11 protein-coding genes are annotated in these 15492 nt (G+C 65.4%); 5 read left to right on the forward strand and 6 right to left on the reverse strand.

Going from position 1 to position 15492, the window contains the following annotated elements; genetic code table 11:
* Positions 1 to 118: 118 nt before the first annotated feature.
* Positions 119 to 1660 carry an FAD-dependent oxidoreductase gene (locus tag ACJMKX_RS14415; RefSeq protein ID WP_405226863.1) on the reverse strand — a complete coding sequence of 514 codons (1542 nt, stop codon included), beginning with the start codon at positions 1658 to 1660 and terminating at the stop codon, positions 119 to 121.
* A gap of 217 nt (positions 1661 to 1877) precedes the next feature.
* Between ACJMKX_RS14415 and ACJMKX_RS14420 the strand changes: the two genes are divergently transcribed.
* Entirely contained in the window at positions 1878 to 2168 is a 291-nt protein-coding gene (locus ACJMKX_RS14420) for a BrnT family toxin (protein ID WP_405226866.1), read from the forward strand.
* Between the two features lie 291 nt (positions 2169 to 2459).
* Here ACJMKX_RS14420 and ACJMKX_RS14425 read toward each other — a convergent pair whose 3' ends face one another.
* The gene (locus ACJMKX_RS14425; protein ID WP_405226869.1) at positions 2460 to 2672 is read right to left on the reverse strand and encodes a type II toxin-antitoxin system HicB family antitoxin; all 213 of its coding nucleotides are present in this window, start codon (positions 2670 to 2672) and stop codon (positions 2460 to 2462) included.
* A gap of 7 nt (positions 2673 to 2679) precedes the next feature.
* On the reverse strand, positions 2680 to 2868 hold the full coding sequence (locus ACJMKX_RS14430; protein WP_405226871.1) for a type II toxin-antitoxin system HicA family toxin: 189 nt from the start codon (positions 2866 to 2868) through the stop codon (positions 2680 to 2682).
* Positions 2869 to 3054: 186 nt separating this feature from the next.
* On the opposite strand from ACJMKX_RS14430, the gene ACJMKX_RS14435 reads away from it, so the two are divergent.
* Positions 3055 to 4344, forward strand: coding sequence for a pectin acetylesterase-family hydrolase (locus ACJMKX_RS14435; protein WP_405226874.1), 1290 nt, complete (start codon positions 3055 to 3057; stop codon positions 4342 to 4344).
* Between the two features lie 405 nt (positions 4345 to 4749).
* Here ACJMKX_RS14435 and ACJMKX_RS14440 read toward each other — a convergent pair whose 3' ends face one another.
* A complete protein-coding gene (locus tag ACJMKX_RS14440) occupies positions 4750 to 4989 on the reverse strand; it encodes an addiction module protein (protein ID WP_405226879.1) in 240 nt (79 codons plus the stop codon).
* 103 nt (positions 4990 to 5092) lie between these two features.
* The gene (locus tag ACJMKX_RS14445) at positions 5093 to 6244 is read right to left on the reverse strand and encodes a Fic family protein (protein ID WP_405226881.1); all 1152 of its coding nucleotides are present in this window, start codon (positions 6242 to 6244) and stop codon (positions 5093 to 5095) included.
* Positions 6245 to 6413: 169 nt separating this feature from the next.
* Between ACJMKX_RS14445 and ACJMKX_RS14450 the strand changes: the two genes are divergently transcribed.
* Both ACJMKX_RS14450 and ACJMKX_RS14455 read left to right on the forward strand, forming a co-directional pair.
* Positions 6414 to 6680: a hypothetical protein gene (locus ACJMKX_RS14450; RefSeq protein WP_405226884.1), complete on the forward strand. Its 267-nt coding sequence runs from the start codon at positions 6414 to 6416 to the stop codon at positions 6678 to 6680.
* A complete protein-coding gene (locus tag ACJMKX_RS14455) occupies positions 6673 to 7209 on the forward strand; it encodes a GNAT family N-acetyltransferase (RefSeq protein ID WP_405226887.1) in 537 nt (178 codons plus the stop codon). Before ACJMKX_RS14450 ends, ACJMKX_RS14455 begins: the two co-directional genes overlap by 8 nt.
* A gap of 36 nt (positions 7210 to 7245) precedes the next feature.
* Here the strand turns inward: ACJMKX_RS14455 and ACJMKX_RS14460 are convergent, their stop codons facing one another.
* On the reverse strand, positions 7246 to 9432 hold the full coding sequence (locus ACJMKX_RS14460) for a PQQ-dependent dehydrogenase, methanol/ethanol family (protein WP_405226890.1): 2187 nt from the start codon (positions 9430 to 9432) through the stop codon (positions 7246 to 7248).
* Positions 9433 to 9585: 153 nt separating this feature from the next.
* On the opposite strand from ACJMKX_RS14460, the gene ACJMKX_RS14465 reads away from it, so the two are divergent.
* Positions 9586 to 15429 carry an RHS repeat-associated core domain-containing protein gene (locus ACJMKX_RS14465; protein ID WP_405226893.1) on the forward strand — a complete coding sequence of 1948 codons (5844 nt, stop codon included), beginning with the start codon at positions 9586 to 9588 and terminating at the stop codon, positions 15427 to 15429.
* Positions 15430 to 15492: the final 63 nt, after the last annotated feature.

Genomic DNA, 15492 nt, shown 5'->3' on the forward strand with positions numbered 1-15492 from the left:
GATGATCGAAATGACGCCAATCTTGGGCGATGAACCGGTACAAGAGGTCCGGATAGACTCGGTGGCTCTCACCATTCTACCGAGCTAGCGATCCGCTTCTGGATCACGGGAGAAGGTCTCAGGCAAGAGGGGTGACAACGAGACATTTGTCTTGGCCTATTGAGACAATCCTCTCCCCCAACAAGCGCCCAAACGTAACCGCCGGCGTCACCAACATGCCGTTCGTATAGGCATTCCCCGACGTAGCCCCGGCCCCGATCACCTCCCCCACGGCATACAGATTCGCCACCGCCTCCCCTGAGCGCTTCACCACCCTGAGATCCGAATCCACCGCCAGTCCCGCGAAGGAGACCACCGTCCACCCCTGCAGCCGCACCGCATAGAACGGCGGCTTCGCAATCGGCAGAGGCCGGTGTTCACGGCCGAGCGGGTCGGGCGTGCCCGCCGCCAGCGCGCGGTTGTAGGTGTCCACGGTTTCGGTCAGCGCCGCGGGCGAGAGCCCGGTGGCTGCGGCGAGTTCGCCCACGGTCTCGCCGCGGAACATCATCGGGTGGTCGCTCGTCGCCTCGCGCATGCGCTCACGGGTCCAGTCGTCGAAGAGCGGCGGTGCCTGCTCGAGTATCTCGTCGTCGAACACGGCCCAGTGGGTCTCGCCGGGCTGGCGTCCCACCGCCACCTCGATGTGATGGATGCTCGGGTGGTCCTCGCGCACGAAGCGCCGGCCATTTGAATTGACCACCACTTCCCAGGGCGGGCGCACGGGCGGGTTCAGGACGGCGTAGGCCGAGAGCGGCGCCGGGAAGTCCGTGCTGGCCAGGACGCCGCCGGCGAGCGGCAGGTAGTGCTCGCCGCCGCGCACGTAGCCGCCGGCGGACTCGCCCAGCGTAATGCCAATACCCTGGGCGTTGTGATGGGCGATGCGGCAGCTGAGCGCCACGCCGTGCAGAGCCTCGAACATCTCCGGGTTGCCGGCGCAGCCGCCGGTGGCCAGCACCACGTTGCGGGCGCGGATGGGCCGGGGCTCGCCTTCCAGCGGTCGGGCGATGACGCCGGTAACCGCGCCGTCCTTGTCCAGCATCAGCTCCTCGACGCTGGTGTTCATGAGCGTGGTCACGCGCCCGCTGCGGATGCGCTCCTCGATGAGCGGCAGCATGGTCTCGTAGATGGACCAGCCGCCCTTCGGGCCCCACTGGTAGCGGGGCGTGCGGAAGTGTTCGTGGCCGGAGCCGGTGACCGGGTGCTCCGGCAGCACCTCGTAGCCGTGCCGGGCGAGCCAGTTGAGCGCCTCGCCCGCGTGCTCGACGAAGCGGCGCGTGAGCGCGGGGTCCGAGGTGCCGTGGTTGATGCGCATGATGTCCTCATAGTGCGCATCCGGCGAATCCTCGATGCCCTTCGCTTCCTGCCAGACGGTGTTCGCGGCGGCCACCTGGCCGGTGGAGCGGTCGAGCGTGCCGCCCAGGATGCCCGCCTTCTCGATGACGAGCACGCGCATGCGTCTGGAGGCGAAGTAGGCCGTGGGCATGCCGGCGGTGCCGCCGCCGACGACGATGAGATCCCAGACCTCGTCGGCCGCGGCGCGGAGGGGGTATGGGAGGAGGGTCAGGCCGAGGGCGGCTGAGGTTGTGGTGAGGAGGGTGCGGCGGGTTATGGGGGTAGGCATGGGCGGGGCTCGTGTGGCGAGGCTCGGGGTAGGTTAGCAGAGGCGGCAGACACGGGTCTCAGGGCCTCTGGGCCGAGAGTTTCTGCAGCAAAAAGCCGATTTTGGTCTGTAGACAGGTGTTGGCGCCTCCCTTAAGCTGACTTAGCGGTGGAAGCACCCGACCCTTTGGGCGGTCATCGTGCGCGCGAGCACCGGTGGATCAACGAGCGGGGGACAGGTGAAGTATCAGTATCGCTTTTCCTGGGACCCGGCAAAGGCGGCCACGAACCGGAAGAAGCACGGTGTGAGCTTCGAGCAGATGACGGCTATGCGAAGAGAGTACGACTTTTCGAAAGGCGAGCGCGGCAAGTTTTTCCGGAAGGACGCCGAGCTGCAGTTGCCAGTGTATCTGGAGGAGGACGTGCTCGAATACCTGCAGGATCGTGCGCGGGAGAAAGGCGTGGAACTGAACGAGTTGGTTAATGCACTGCTCAAGCAGGATATCGCCCTCATCGAATCCGCCAAGTGAGGTCCGGCGGATACGGCCGTTGAGTGCTGCGTGAGCAGGTCTGTGCCAAGCGTCAAAGAAGCCGCGCGAGCCGTCATCGACAATCTGCCGGATGACGCCACGTGGGAGGACCTGATGTACCGGCTCTGTGTCAGGCAGAAGATCGAGGTAGGGCTGACGGCGGCTGATGAGGGGCGGACGCTGCCCCACGATGAGATTATAAGAGGCGAGTCGCAGGGTTTATCGACGAATGACGCTCAACCGGGGTGGTTGCGGCTTCTCGAAAGGCAGATTCGCCCGGTGTACCCAGACTCAGGCAGCCACCTCGACATAGTCGACACGGCTGGACGCAGGAGGGATCGGCAGGTTATCGGCGCGCAGGCCTTCCAGGTGAAACTCGATAGCCTCGCGGATCTGAGACTCGGTTTCCTCAACGGTCGATCCTGTCGCGACGCATCCCGGCAGATCCGGAACGTAGGCGGAGAAATTGCCATCGGCCGCTTCGATCACTATCGCGTATCGCATTGCCAGATCACTCCTTCAGACCTGCCTGCTTCAGAATACTGTTGAGGGTGCCCGGTGCCAAGTCGTCGGAAGGTTTACCGGGAACCGTTACGCGCCCGGCCCGCATTTCATGCTTGAGCTGACGGTGACTGCCGCGACGCGATACTTCGACCCAACCCTCATCTCGCAACATTCTCAGCACTTCTCGCACCTTCATGCTGGGAGGGTGACTGTGCACAGGAGCTGAGAGCTACTAGCGTTTCTGCGCGAAAGCAGCAGAAGCGAGTGGTCGCGACCTTATGTGAAGTCCGCAAAATACTCCTGAGCACGCGCGCCTTTGCTCTATACTCATCCCTCACGAACGCCGCCGAAAAACAACCACTGGCGTTCAGGGGGAATCAAAATGAAAAGAACCATCCATTCGATCCTCGTCCTGTGCCTGGCCATCGCGTCCGGATCGGCGCTGGCAGCGCCGTCCGGCCTCAACGACCAGGCCATGGACGAGCTGCGAGCGGCGGGCGTCGACAAGTATCTCGGGACGGCCCAGTCGATCCCCAGTGAGTACGGCGTCTGGACGAAGCACGATTTCGATCCTCAGTATTCGCCGGACGAGACCTACCCCGGCGGCCTGCGCCCGGACGGCCCGGTCTGCATCGCGGGCACGCCCTACTCCGTGTTTACCCGGCAGGGCGATCCGAAGAAGTTGCTGGTCTTCATGCAGGGAGGCGGGGCCTGCTGGCAGAACTTCCCCCGGTGCAACATCCTGGCGGAGGACCAGTCTCCGCCCGAGCAGGGTCCTTTCCCGGGTGTCTTCGATCCCACCAACCCGGAGAACCCGTTCGCGGATTACTCGGTGGTCTACATGCCGTACTGCGACGGCTCCACCTTCGGCGGCGACAACGACGTGAAGGGCGACGCCGCGTTTCCGTTCGGCCCGAACCGCTATCACCGCGGACTGCGCAACCTGAGCGCGGGCATGGACGTGGCAGGGGCGATGTTCCCGAAAGCGAAGCAGATCACGGTGATGGGCCACAGTGCCGGCGGCGTCGCTGCGGCCGCGTTCGCTCCGTTCCTGGCGCGTTTCACCTTCGGCAACAACGTAAAGCTGACCGTGTACAACGACGCCGGGCCGATCGCCGTCAATCTGGGCACGCCGCCCACCCCCACCACGCCGCCCGATATTACGTGGCTGTCGGTCGCTGCGCGGGCGAATGACTGGCAGTTCCAGCAGTTCTACCCGGCGAGCTGTGTCGCCGAGGGCCTCTGCAACCCCTTCGGTCAGCAGACCGGCATCATCCACTGGCGTCTCGCCAACGACTCGACCATCCGCGAGGCGTTCTACGAGACCGACTCCGACGCCACCAACCGGTTCTTCGCCCAGGGCGACGGCACACGGATGGATCCGGAGGAGTACCGCGAGCTGATCCTGACCGAGCACGGCGCGTTGAACGAGGCCTTCCCGCGACGCTACAAGCGCTTCATCGTGAGCGGCGACGACACCCACGGCGGTATCCAGGTGACGGCGGCCTCTCCGAACTCGCCTGAGCCACAGCCCTTCCTGTTCTACACCCAGGAGGCCAACGGCACGAAGCTGAGCTACTGGGCGGGCGAGTTCATCCGCATCGGACAGCGCCAGTCGAAGTTCGGCTGGAAGGACATCGTGGAGGACTACGAGCCGGTAGAGATTCCGTAAAACCCGACGCCGTAGGAGGGCCTTCAGGCCCGACAGGAGACGAGAGGGCCCCTCAGTGAGGGGCCCGTTCTCTAGCTAAGCGCCTGCCGGATCATCCGGGCAACCGACTGTGCCAATATCCAGGTCGTCGTGAATGATGAGCGATTGCAACGACGATGATCTCAGTAGACTGTTGGATGACTACGATGTCATAGGGGAAGCGACCGAGACCCAGACGCCTCGCCCCCACCTGGCCGGCTCTGCCCGGCATGGTAGTAAGAGGAACGACTTCTTCTTCGAGCAGATCCAACGCGGCCAGAATGGCTTGGGCGAACTCGCCGCCCAGACCGGGCCGGGCATTCTCGTACCATGCGGCGGCCTCCGTCGCCTCTATCGCTGCCTCCTCGAGGACCCGGACACGTGCCACTACGAAGCGCTGAGCCGCTTCTCGAGCCTTCTCCGCAATTCGTCGCGGTCGATGAGTCTGGCTGTGCCCGTATCAATGGCACGTAAACGTTTCAGGATTTCTTTATCCCACGCGGAATCGGCGTCAGCATCCGCGGGCTCGTCGAGACTCCTGACGAGTTCGTACGCAAGCTGCGCCCGCTCCAGCTCGGAGAGAGCGAGCGCCTCTGATCGCAGCTTATCCAGGGTAGCGGTGTCCATTAAGTCCTCCGGCGCATTTGCTTCGCTCTAGATTACCGTTGAACACCATACGCGCCAAACGGAAGCTGTTGCCATGTCACTAATACACCGAACAGATCAGGAATTATTCCAGCAATCGCAGATACCCGTCGTACCGATACAGCCGATCCCGCTTCCGCTCCCCGATCTCCGACAGTATCCCCGCCTCACTCAGCACGTCGATGGCCTTGCCGGCAGTGGGTTTGGTCGTGGAGAGCAGATCCGTCACCAGAGGCATCGTGATGACAGGATGCTCCGGCAGCAGCTCGAAGAGCCGGACGCTGGAGACCGTCGCCTCCGGCATCGCCAGCAGCGTCTGTCGGTCCTCCGTGACCCGGGCGTACAGGGCGCGGGTGGTGCGGGTGACGTCGTCGGCGATCTCGGAGACGCCCGTCAGGAAGAACGCGAGCCAGCCGATCCAGTCGCCCTCGGTCCGAATCGAATCCAGCCGGCGGTAGTACTCTGTCTGGTTCTGCCGGAAGTAGAGGCTGAGATACAACAGCGGCCCGCCCAGCACTTCCCAATGCTCGAGCAGCAGCGCAATCACCATGCGGCCCAGGCGGCCGTTGCCATCGAGGTACGGGTGGATGGTCTCGAACTGCACGTGCACGAGGCCGGCGCGGATGAGCGGCGGGAGATCGTCGTCGGAGTGGATGTAGCGCTCCAGGCCACTCAGCAGATCAGCGACGTGCGTGGGCGGCGGCGGGACGAACGTGGCGTCGCCCGGGCTCGCGCCTCCGATCCAGTTCTGTGACCGGCGGAGTTCACCCGGCTGCTTCGAAGCGCCGCGGACACCATGCATGAGGATGCGGTGGCAGTCGTTCAGCAGCCGCACGGAGATGGGCGTGCCGCGCGGGGAACGGATCTGCTCGAACGCGTGGTTAATCGCCGCGACGTAGTTGGTGACCTCTTCGACGTCCTCGATGCCCGAGGCACCCGGCTGAGCCGTCTGCTCCCACGACAGCACGTCCTGTAGCGTGGCCTGGGTGCCTTCGATCTCGGACGAGAGGAGCGCCTCCCTGCGGACGAAGGCGTAAACGAACCAGTCGAGCGACGGGATCATGGCGCCGGCGAGATCGAGCTGGGCGAGTGCGGCTTCGGCTCGGCGCAGAGGTTCGGTCAGGCCCGGGAGCTCAGCCTTGGTCAGCCGCGGTGGGAGAGCATCGGGCACGAACGCCTGCACCGACTCTCCGGCGACGGTCGTGGTGACATAGTGGCCTGTGTGTCTGGTCGTCATAGTAAAGCATTCTTTACTAGTTTGTCGCCCAAGTAAAGCTTTCTTTACTAGCTCTCGGGTGGGGATTCGGCACCTTTCCAGCCCCAGGGACGGCAATTGCCGATAGTCGATCTTCCTGAGGGCTGATATCTTATCTACAATTTGGTAGAGATTTTTACGAGATACCGAAATGACCACGACCACCCAGATCTCCGCCCACATCTCGAAAGAGACCAAAGCCGAGCTCGAGGCGTATGTGCGTCAGAAAGGGGTGAAAAAGGCCTTTCTGATCGAGGAGGCGCTGCGGCACCATCTCCAGGCGTTACGGGAAATCCCGGAGGACCTGATGATTCCTTCCCGACTGGTACTGACGCCCGAGTCGATGGAGCGGGTTGCCGAGCAGATCGAGCGGGATGAAGAGCCTACGGAAGCGCTGAAATCGCTGTTCCGTGACTGACCGGAAACCGGAGGTTCGCGTCCGGCAGTTACGAACTGACGATAACCGAACCGGTTTCGACAGCGGCAATATCGAGCTCGACCGCTTCTTCCGGCGCTACGCCGGTCAGAACCAGTTTCGTCACCATGTCGGCAGCACCTACGTTGCGGTGCACGGCAATGCGATTGCCGGTTTCATGACCGTCTCCATGGCGGAGCTGACTTCGGAGAAGCTCACGAAGAAGCTCCGACGACGGCTACCCGGCTATCCGATGCCGGTGCTCCGTCTGGCGCGGCTGGCCGTGGACCGGCGCTGGCAGGGGCACGGTGTCGGCAGATTGCTGCTTCGTTCAGTGCTCGAGCTGGCTCTCGAGATGCGCGACCGCGTGGGATGCACCGGGGTTGTCGTGGACGCGAAGGCGGATGCCGTCGGGTTCTATGCCTCTCTCGGCTTCGGAGAGCTCGACCTCGCGAGTGGCGGCGTCGGCGACCGACCCCCGCCCGAGGTGATGTTTCTGCCGATCGCGAGGGTCGCAGCGGGTCGCGGCTGATCGCGGCTGATCGCGGCTGAAGCCGCCTACGTGCTGCTACAGGGCCAGGTCTGCCTGTTGGCGGACGTAGTGGCGGAGCGACTCCAGCTCTGTGTCGGTCAGGTCCGCGAAGGCCGGCATGCCGTTGGCGGCCAGTGCGCCGCCGCGGACGATGCGCTCGAAGGCTTCGGCATCCAGCACCGCCGCGGAGGCGCGCAGGTCCGGCGCCTGGCCGCCGGAGATGGCGCCGCCGCCGTGGCAGTACCAGCAGTAGCCTTCGATCTTGTAGCGCTCGAAGAGGATCTTGCCCGCCTCGGCGAGTTCGGCATCCACCTCGAAGTCGGCCTGGATGGGCTTCGGCACCAGGGGTGGCGGCTGGGGCGGCAGCGTTGCCGTGCCGTCGAGGGAGAACGTGATCAGCCGGCGCGTCTGCGCGCGGTAGGCCCAGCCGAGGTCCGCGGCATCCTGGCCCCCGAGACCGGCGAAGCCGCCGCCGAAGCCGACCAGCAGTGAGAGGTACTGCCTGCCGTCGATGGCATAGGTGATGGCTGGCGCCGAGATGCCGAGGCCGGCGTCGAAGGTCCAGAGGGCATCGCCGGTGCGGGCGTCGTAGGCGACGAACTTACCGTTCGAGCGGCCCTGGAAGACGAGGTTGCCGGCGGTGGTGAGCGTGCCGGCGTTCCAGAAGTTGTCCTGGGGGATCTCCCAGACGGCCTTCTGCGCCACCGGGTCCCAGGCCTGCAGCGAGGCCGGATAGTCACGCGGCTGGTCTTCCGGGTAGGTGATGTTGGCGCCGACGCCGCCCTTCAGCGGTTCCGCCTGGAAGTTCTTGCGGTCGATGCCGACGTCGTCGAAGCCGAGCTTCATGTGCAGCGTGGGGAGATAGACGAGGCCGGTGCCCGGGTTGTACGACATCGCATGCCAGCTGTGCGCGCCCCAGGGGCCTGGCATGACGTCGAAGCGGTCGTCCTCGTAGCGCGCGCCTTCCACTTCCACCGGGCGGCCGGTCTCGAGGTCGACGTGGGTGGCCCAGTTCACGTCGGCGAAGGGCTCGGCGGAGACCAGTTTGCCGGTGGCGCGGTCGATGACGTAGAAGAAGCCGTTCTTCGGCGCGTGCATCAGCGCCTTCACATCCTTGCCGCCGATCTTCAGGTCAGCCAGCACGATGTCCATGTTGGAGTTGTAGTCCCAGGTCTCGCCCGGCACGGTCTGGTAGTGCCAGCGGTACTCGCCGGTGTCCGGGTCGAGCGCGACAACGGAGCAGAGGAACAGGTTGTCGCCGCCGCCGGGGCTGCGGATATTGCGGTTCCAGGGCGAGCCATTGCCGGTGCCGATATAGACGGCGTCGAACTCCGGGTCGTAGGTAAAGCCGTGCCAGGCGTTGCCGCCGCCGCCGTGTTTCCACCACTCGCCGGTCCAGGTCTCGGCCGCCATCTCCATGGCCGCGTTCTCGAAGCCGTCCGCCGGGTTGCCGGGCACGATCCAGAACTTCCAGGCCTCCTCGCCGGTCTCGGCGTCGTAGGCGGTCACGAAGCCGCGGGTCGGCCCCACCTCCGTGCCGCCGTTGCCGATCAGCACCTTGCCCTTGAAGGCCTTCGGGGTGCCGCTGATGTAGAGGGCCGCGTCCTCCGGGAAGGTGCGCACCGACCAGACCTGCTCGCCGGTCTTCGCGTCGATGGCGATCAGCCGTCCGTCCCAGGTGGCGGCGTAGACCTTGTCGCCGTAGAAAGCGAGGCCCCGGGCCGCGCTCATGCCGGGCTGGCGCTTCTCCGCGAGGACCTTGCCGACCTCCGGGTCGAACTCCCACAGCAGTTTGCCGGTGACCGCATTCACGGCACGCACCACGTTCAGGGTGCCGGTGAAATACATCACGCCGTCGACCACCAGCGGCGTGGCAACCAGGCCGACGTCCCGGGGCAGGTCCAGATACCAGTCCACCTTCAGGTCGGCGACGTTGGTGACGTCGACGTCGCTGAGGGGGCTGTAGCGGCGCTCGTAGTGGGTGCCGCCGTAGGCCAGCCACTCGGCCGTGCGGGACTCGTCGGCGAGTGCGGCGTCGGTGATGGCGAGTCCGGCGGGTGGCGTGGCGGCCGGAGTGACAGCGGCCGGGGTGGTTTCAGCGGCCGGCGTGTCTGCCGATTCCGGCGGCGGCGCCTGCTTCGAGCACGCGGCGGCCAGGAGGGCCGTCGTAAGCATAGCCGGCAGCATGGCGAGCCGGGACGAGGTTCTGATTCCTGTTGTCATCGCTGCTCCCCCGAGCTTTAGCAATTGGACAGGATTATGCGTCAGGGTCCGGTGAAAAGCCATTGCCGGGACGGCGCGTACCGCCGCCCTGGCGCAAATCGCGCCCGTTTCTCGCATTGGTCAGTGAAGCCTCACGTGATCGGGAGAACTGCGATGAAGACGGGGATTAGCCGCAAGAACGAAAATTCCAATCCGGCCGGGTCCATGCTGCAGACGGGCTCCGGGAGCATCGCCCGCCTTGCCCTGCTGATGATGATGCTGGCTGGCCAGCCGGCGCTGGCCGAAACCTACAGCTACGACGAAGTCGGCCGCCTGGCGACCGTGACCTTCGACGATGGTTCGAGTATCGGCTACGAGTACGACAAGGCCGGGAACATCACGCAGATCGCCCGTGCACCGGGTGCCTTGCCGCCGGACGGCGAGATCGATACGCCCGACGACGACGTCACGATCGACGCCGGCCAGAGCGTCGATTTCACGGCGACCGTCTCGGATCCCGACAACGCGCTGCCGCTGGTCATCCGCTGGGACTTCGACGGTGCGGCACCGGACTCCGACGAAGAAGACCCCGGCCCTGTGACTTTCGCCGATGTGGGCACCTACACGGTGGAGCTCAACGTGACCGACGCGACCGGCCTTTCCGATCCCACGCCGGCCACACGCGTGATCACGGTCCAGGCCGTGGACGACGACGGTGGCGATGACGGCGGCGATGACGGCGGCGACACCGGGAACGGTGACGACAGCGGTGACGACGGCGGTGGCGGCTCCCTGGGACTGCTGGAGCTGGCCCTTGCGCTGGCCATCGTGTTGCTGCACCGGCTGTTCGTGAGCGGGAGCCGCCTGACCACCCACTCCGGCCGACGGTCTGCGGCCCCTGTCATCGGCCGAGGCCGCGGCGCCTTGCTGCCGGCACTGCTGCTCGCCCTCATTCTGCCGGGCGTGGTCCTCGGGCAGTCGCAGTGGATCCAGCTCGACCCGGGAACGGAGGCAAACCTCAACGACGTCTGGGGCACCTCGCCGGACAACGTCTTCGTGGTCGGCGCAGGCGGCATCATCCTGCGCTTCGACGGCACTGACTGGACGGCGATGGACTCCGGCACGACCGCCGATCTGAATGCGGTCTACGGCCGCGGTCCGGACGAAATCTACGCGGTGGGTGCCGGGCAGACCTTCCTGCGCTTCGACGGAACGTCGTGGGCGCCGTTCGCGGGTCCGGCCGATGCAACGACGGCTTTCGTGGACGTCTGGAGCGCGGGTGCCGGTGAGCCCCTCTGGGTACTCAGCGCCCGGCGTGCCTGGTACTGGGATGGTGCGGTATGGACCGTCCAGAGCTTCAGAGACAACCTGAATGCATCGCTGACGCCCAACGCCGAAATGCGCGGCATCGGCGGCACCGCGTCATCGCGCATCGTGGTGTCGCGCCCGGCTGGCGGGACGGATCAGGTAGACGGCGGGCTGTTCGCCAATTTCCGCCAGATATCGGAATACGACACCCGGGGCGTCTACGCCGCGAGCGACAGCGACATTTTCGCGGTCGGCCGTAATTCCTACCGCTTCCAGGGCGACGACGTCCGCAATGCCGGTCAGTGGCGGCCGATATCGGTCATGCGCGAGGCCTTCGACGCCTGGGGCAGCTCGGCTTCGAACGTGTATGCGGTCGGCATCGGCGACCTCACGACCGGCGGCCAGATTTCCCATTACGACGGCAACGGCACGAACACCTGGACGAAGGTGTTCGAGATGGGCCTGTTCCGCCTCAACAGCATCTGGGGCGCGAGCGAGGCCGATATCTTCGTGGTCGGCAACGGCGGCGTGGTCCTGCGATATGCAGAGGCGGAAGCGCCGCAGACGGCTGCCAATTTCCCCAACTCGGGCTGGGTCGGTGATTTCGTCAATGCTCATACGGGCGAGCTCGTGCTCGAACAGATCGATTTCGCGTTCAATGCCTGCGTCCCGTTCGAGTTCGCCCGCTACTATGCATCGGGCCTGACGCCGGAGGGTCAGGCGGGCGGGAGCCTGGGGCCGAACTGGGCCCACAGCTTCGAGTGGAAGATACTGCACGACGCCGATACGGCGACGGTCACGACCTGGCGGGGACGCACCCTGGAGTTTGCCCGCGGCGCCGCCGGCTGGGACAGCACCGACCCGTCCGATAGCGGCTACACGTTGCTGGAGGACGCCACCTCCGGTGACCTGATCCTCGTCGACGACGAGGCGCAGCGCCTGTATGTCTTCGACGCGAACCGGGACCGGTTGACGAGAATCGAGGACCGCTTCGGCAACAGACTCACCATCGAATACTCCATAGCGACCGGCAAGCCGGTCTTCGTGAGCGATGGCAAGGGCCTCGCCATAGAACTCATCTACGGCCTCGAGGAACTCGCCTCGATACGCACGGGCGTCGAAGGTGCCTACCGTGAGGTGGTCTTCGAGTACACGGACGGGCAGCTGACATCCGTCACGGATCCGGAACAGGCACGCACGGACTTCCTCTACGAATCCCCGGTCGGCGATCGCCTCATCACGGCGGTGCGCCTGCCCGAGGGCAATGTCCCCTATACGTGGACCTACGGCGCCGACGTGCGCGTCGCGAGCGAGACCGACGCCTTTACCAACGCCTCCACGATCGCCTACCAGAGCGGCACGACGCCCACGGCGATGCAGGCACCGGACGGCAGCGACATCCGGCTGCAACATGACGATGAAGGCCGGCTGGTCGCACTGACGAACGGCGAGGGCGAGACCACGGCCATGGCCTACGACGGCGCCGGCCGCGTCACCAGCGTCACGGCACCCACCGGCGTGGTCACCACGCTCGAATACGACCCGGCCACCGGCAGGATCGTGCGGCATGGCAAGAGTGGTCAGAACGAGACCGTGTTCTCCCATGCCGAAGTGGCCAGCGTCCTCGGCCACCCGTTCTACGACGTTACCCGCATCGAACAGGCGAACGGCGATGCCCTGACGATAGAGCACGATTCCGCGGGACTGCGTTCCGCCATCGTCGATCAGAATCAGCAACGCTGGACCTACGGCTACGATGCCGCCGGCAGCCTGATATCGGCCGGCCTGCCCGGCGGCGCCGGCTTCACCATCGAGCGTGACGAACGGTGCAACGCAGAGACCATCACGGACTCGGCCGGCAACGCGACCCGCTACACCTACGATCGCTACAACCGCAACGTCGCGGTCATCCATCCCGATGCGACGCGGCGGCTCATCGCCTATGACGATGCCGGGCGGATCGTCTCGCTCACGAACGAGCGCGACAAGACCGTCTCCAGGACCTTCGACGGCAACGGCAACATCGTGGCGATCTCCGTGCCGACCATGCCGGATATCACCTATGTCTATGACGACATGGATCGCGTTACGGAGATGCGCAGCCCGAAGGGCGATGTCACCGGGTTCGTCTATGACGAACTCGGTCGGCTGGAGGAGATCTCCGGACCGCTGGGCCGGCGCAACACGTTCGGCTACGACAGGGCCGACCGGCCGGTCTCGCTGTCTTTGGGCGGCAGGACACCCTTCGAACTCCGCTACACGGCGGAGGGTCTGCCCGACGCTTTCGTGGCTCCCGGCATACTGACGCTGGACGCCGAATCGACCGGGGCCCGCCCCGGGCGCACGGACCGCTACTCGGACGGCGCTACCGCACTGACCAAGATCTACGACGATCGCGGCCGGTTCATCGGCTTCGACGATCAGCCCGGCGATGAGCTGCTGCGGATCGAGTACGACGAGCGCGGCAACGTGACGGCTTTCCGGAGCTATGGCGGTGCCATCAGCACCGGGATCGCCTATGACGCGCTGAACCGGCCGATCCGTTTCCGCGACGCCAACGGCAACGACTGGCTCAGGGACTTCGACGGGGCCGGCCGCCTGACGGACATCGAGGATCCACTGGGCCGCCGGACACAGCTCGGATACGACGATCGCAGCTGGGTAAGCAGCGTCCAGTTCCCGGACGGACTGGGTTCAGTAACGATCACCCGCAACCCGTCCGGATTCGAGACCGAGCGAGCCTACAGCGACGGCACGCTGCTCGAGTACGAGTACGACGATCTCGGACAACCGATCTCGGCCAGCGGCGTCGCCCTCGGCTACGACGACAACGGCAACGTGGCGAACAGCAACGGCATCGTGGTGGCACATGACGCCGACGATCGCCTGGAGAGCGTGGAGCTGGCTCCCGGCAAGACCGTTACGTACCGCTACGACGACCGCGGCATGCTGACCTCGGTGGAGGACTGGATGGGCGAGGCCGTGACCTTCGCGAACGACGAGGCGGGACTGCTCAACGGCATCTCCCGCGCCAACGGCGTGAACACCGCGCTCGACTACGACGTGGCGGGCCGCCTCGACACCATCGAGGAGCCGGGGATCGCGCTGATCGATCTCAGCTACGACGCACGGGGACGCCTCACCGAGGCCACCCGCAACGTGCCGCGGCCGGCAGGGCTCGTCGATGCCCGAACGGCGACGTACCGCTACGATGCGGCCAGCCAGACCGAGCAGTTCTCCCATGACGCGCTCGGTCGGCGAACCGCCGATGACCGCCGCAGCTACGACTGGAATCTCGCCTCCCGGATGACCGGGTACACGGCCCAGGGGGCGAGCGTGGAGTTCGAGTACGATGCCATGGGCTACAGGACGCAGCGTTCGGACGCGGCGGGTACGCGTGAGTTCGTGTGGAACTACGCGCTGGGACTGCCCTCGGTCTCGGTTGAGCGGAGGGACGGTGCGGACAGCCGGTACTACGTGCACACGCCGTCCGGCGACCTCCTCTACAGCCTGGAGCCGGACGGAGAGCGGCGCTTCTATCACTACGACGAACGCGGCAATACGCTCTATGTCACCGGCGACTCCGGCAATGTGCTGGCCTCCTATGCCTACACGCCCTACGGTGAAGTGATCGCCGAGCAGGGCGGCATCGACAACGCGTTCACTTTCATGGGCAAGCGCGGCGTCATGCGCGAGGCCGACAGCGATCTGTACTACGTACGAGCGCGCTACTACGACGCGAGGACGGGTCGATTCCTGTCCCGGGATGCCGAGCGCTCCTTCTCACCGAAGCGCGGCAACCCGTATCAGTACGCGCGGGGCAATCCCCTGATGTTCACCGACCCGACGGGACTCGACGAAGAAGAGGGCTGGTTCTCGTCCATGGTACGAAGAGGAGGCAACTGGCTCGGTAAACAGGTCGACAACGTCGTGAACGCCGGGCTGGGCGGGGCGACTCTGGCCGGACGGAAATGGGACGCCATGGCGGACGCCGTCCGTGCGGATATCGGCGGCGCCTGGCAGAGCGTCTCTTCGAGGCTCGAGGAGTTCGTCGGCATCCGCGCCGACATCCGCAATAGCACCGGCAGACCCGGCGTTTTCGGCGCCGGGAAGAACATCCGGCTGAGCGCGGAGCAGAATCGGATATTGCGCTCGGTGGCACGGTCCGCGAGGACCCGGGCAGAGGCGAGCGCAAGTGCTGCAAGGAAGCTGCTGAAGACAAAGGCATTCAACATCAATATCTTCGGCGCCCTGGTATCGGGGCTGATGGAGTCGTCGCAGCAGTACACGACGACCACCGCCGGGCAGGTCGCCGGCAAGGGCCTGATCGGCGCCTCGAATGCAGCCATCGGGCATTCCGGCGGCCCGTTTGCGACCTTCGTCGGCGTCTCGTCCCTGATGGATGCGGGAACGGAGTTTTATTACTCCCAGCGCTACGGCTCTGGAATGGAAGGCATCCGCGTCGGGGCCCACGAAGTGCTGTTCCAGCCCGTGCGCTTGTTCGTCGCGGCCGCAGAGGACTTTGCCACGAAGCCCACCAGCAACGGGGATTCGGCGCTGTACAAGCTGTCACAGACGATGAAGAGCGCACAGGACGACAATCTGGGCGCTTTCACACACTATCTCTACGATAAAGGCGAAGACCTCGAGGAGTACTTCGGCATCTCCGACTACCTCGTGGGTCTGTTCGCAGAGGAAGACGAGGAATAGACCGCATGCGCTTCGCCACCCGCCGGAGCGGCACCGCGCCGATGCCGCTCCGGCGTTTCTTGC

Origin of the sequence: Lentisalinibacter sediminis (genome assembly GCF_040706615.1) — a bacterium.
In the GTDB taxonomy this organism is placed as follows: Bacteria; Pseudomonadota; Gammaproteobacteria; order Steroidobacterales; family Woeseiaceae; genus Lentisalinibacter; species Lentisalinibacter sediminis.

What these genes read in the sequence shown, in the direction of transcription:
- ACJMKX_RS14435 (WP_405226874.1), top strand. Translation starts at nt 3,055, where the DNA reads ATGAAAAGAACCATCCATTCGATCCTCGTCCTGTGCCTGGCCATCGCG.
- ACJMKX_RS14445 (WP_405226881.1), bottom strand. Translation starts at nt 6,244, where the DNA reads ATGACGACCAGACACACAGGCCACTATGTCACCACGACCGTCGCCGGA.
- ACJMKX_RS14450 (WP_405226884.1), top strand. Translation starts at nt 6,414, where the DNA reads ATGACCACGACCACCCAGATCTCCGCCCACATCTCGAAAGAGACCAAA.
- ACJMKX_RS14425 (WP_405226869.1), bottom strand. Translation starts at nt 2,672, where the DNA reads ATGCGATACGCGATAGTGATCGAAGCGGCCGATGGCAATTTCTCCGCC.
- ACJMKX_RS14460 (WP_405226890.1), bottom strand. Translation starts at nt 9,432, where the DNA reads ATGACAACAGGAATCAGAACCTCGTCCCGGCTCGCCATGCTGCCGGCT.
- ACJMKX_RS14430 (WP_405226871.1), bottom strand. Translation starts at nt 2,868, where the DNA reads ATGAAGGTGCGAGAAGTGCTGAGAATGTTGCGAGATGAGGGTTGGGTC.
- ACJMKX_RS14415 (WP_405226863.1), bottom strand. Translation starts at nt 1,660, where the DNA reads ATGCCTACCCCCATAACCCGCCGCACCCTCCTCACCACAACCTCAGCC.
- ACJMKX_RS14440 (WP_405226879.1), bottom strand. Translation starts at nt 4,989, where the DNA reads ATGGACACCGCTACCCTGGATAAGCTGCGATCAGAGGCGCTCGCTCTC.
- ACJMKX_RS14465 (WP_405226893.1), top strand. Translation starts at nt 9,586, where the DNA reads ATGAAGACGGGGATTAGCCGCAAGAACGAAAATTCCAATCCGGCCGGG.